This is a genomic window from Enorma timonensis (genome assembly GCF_000321165.1).
Classification (GTDB): Bacteria; Actinomycetota; Coriobacteriia; order Coriobacteriales; family Coriobacteriaceae; genus Enorma.
This window is the reverse complement of the sequence record NZ_CAPF01000106.1, coordinates 1-1,523: the sequence shown is the minus strand read 5'-3', so window position 1 is coordinate 1,523 and position 1,523 is coordinate 1. Positions and strand designations below refer to the sequence as shown.

The 1,523-nt window shown below is 62.6% G+C and carries 1 protein-coding gene; it reads right to left on the bottom strand.

The window, feature by feature from the left end:
• Nucleotides 1–69: 69 nt before the first annotated feature.
• Entirely contained in the window at nucleotides 70–1,197 is a 1,128-nt protein-coding gene (locus tag BN423_RS10425; RefSeq protein ID WP_019240188.1) for a PDDEXK family nuclease, read from the bottom strand.
• Nucleotides 1,198–1,523 lie beyond the last annotated feature (326 nt).

Here is a 1,523-nt window from a genome sequence, read left to right as displayed (position 1 = left end):
TTTCGCTCACTTTGGGAAACACTATCCCGACGCGCGCGGATTTCGGAGCCCAAACGAGCCGAAAATGGCTCACTCAGACGACTCGGGCTGCCCGAAAAGCTCCTGGTGCAGCTTCTTTCGCCGCTCGATCTGTTTTGTGCTTCGCTTTGCGGGCTTGAGGCCGAGCCTGGTCGACATCATGTCGAGCAGAATCTCAAGCTGCGTGATGTCGCACATCTGATCGTAGGTAATCTCGAGAACGGAATATCCCATCGACTCGAGCGCGGCGCGTCTGCCGGACGCCTCCTTGAACCCCGCGCGGTCGGCGTGGTACGCCATCCCGTTGAGTTCGACGACGGCATTCTGCTCCGGCCAGAGCATGTCGCATTTGCAGTATGACATGCCCGCGAGCAGCTCCGCTTCGGGGGTGAACGTCACGCGCTCGTTGAACAGGGGAGCTGGGTACCCCGCGCCGCCGCATCGAGGCGGCAACAAGGCAAACAGCGCCCAAGCAGTTTCCAGCCACGATCCGGAGCGGTCATGCACGAACTGCGCTGCCCTCCGCGCTTGCGGCAGCCCGTCAACGCACTGCATCGTTTCGAGCTCGATGCGGAGCTGCTCCGTCGTTATGAGCTGAGGCCGCTTCCACATGCTGGATGGGTCCCCGTTCCTATCGAATACCGGTTTCCACGGGTCGTCCTCATCCTTCCTGAAGAACTGCGATGGCTGCTTCGCCCCGCTCGCCTGCGCCTTGCACGCTTCCAGCAGAGGGCGCACGAGATCCGTCACGCTCGGCTCGGCGTAGATGCCGCATGCCTCGTACATGAGGGCGATCGTCGCGGTAAGCGAGCGCCGGCGCGACGCTTGGACGAGCGCCAGGGAGGGGGATGCGACGTACAGGTCGTTGCCGAGCGCCTGGAGCAGGGATGCGTCGGGTTTTCGGGACAGCCGGTGCACGCGTGCGAACGGGGATGTGCGCATGGTGCCGTAGTCGGTTTCGACCTCGATGGGGAGCGGGATGCCCTTGAGGTCGAAGGGCAGGCGGGCCAGGATGCGCTCGTCGACGTACCTCCTGTTCTTCCGGCCTGTCGCGTAGCGCCGCATCTTCTCATCCATCTTGAGCCACGCGGTGAACTGCTCGGGAGGTATCTCCTCGTGTTTGAAGAGCGTGGGGGTGTTCCACCATGCGAGGGCGGATGCTCCGGTGATGATGATCATGATTGGCTTCCCTTTCTGCCCGTCGGCGAGCTGCTCGCCTTGGCTGCATCCCATTCGACCTGGGTGCAGCATCTCATGGCGATCTGCGCCGAATCTGGCACGAACCTGGCATGAACCTGTCGCGAACCTTGCACGGAGCTGGCACAGGGGATGGAATCGCAGGTCGCCGGGGAGCGATCGGGGCGTTTCGTTGATACAAGCGGGAACCAGGCCGTCCCAAAGATCACGAAACGAACGGTTTATGAAGGGGTGCCCGAGTAGCGAGGGGTTGCGCGCCAACAAATGCGCAGGTAGCAGGGTCGCCGATTTCCCGGCTACTTTGCCCA

Bases quoted from the DNA above. Each gene is read 5' to 3' on its own strand.
- BN423_RS10425 (WP_019240188.1), bottom strand. From the start codon at position 1,197: ATGATCATCATCACCGGAGCATCCGCCCTCGCATGGTGGAACACCCCC.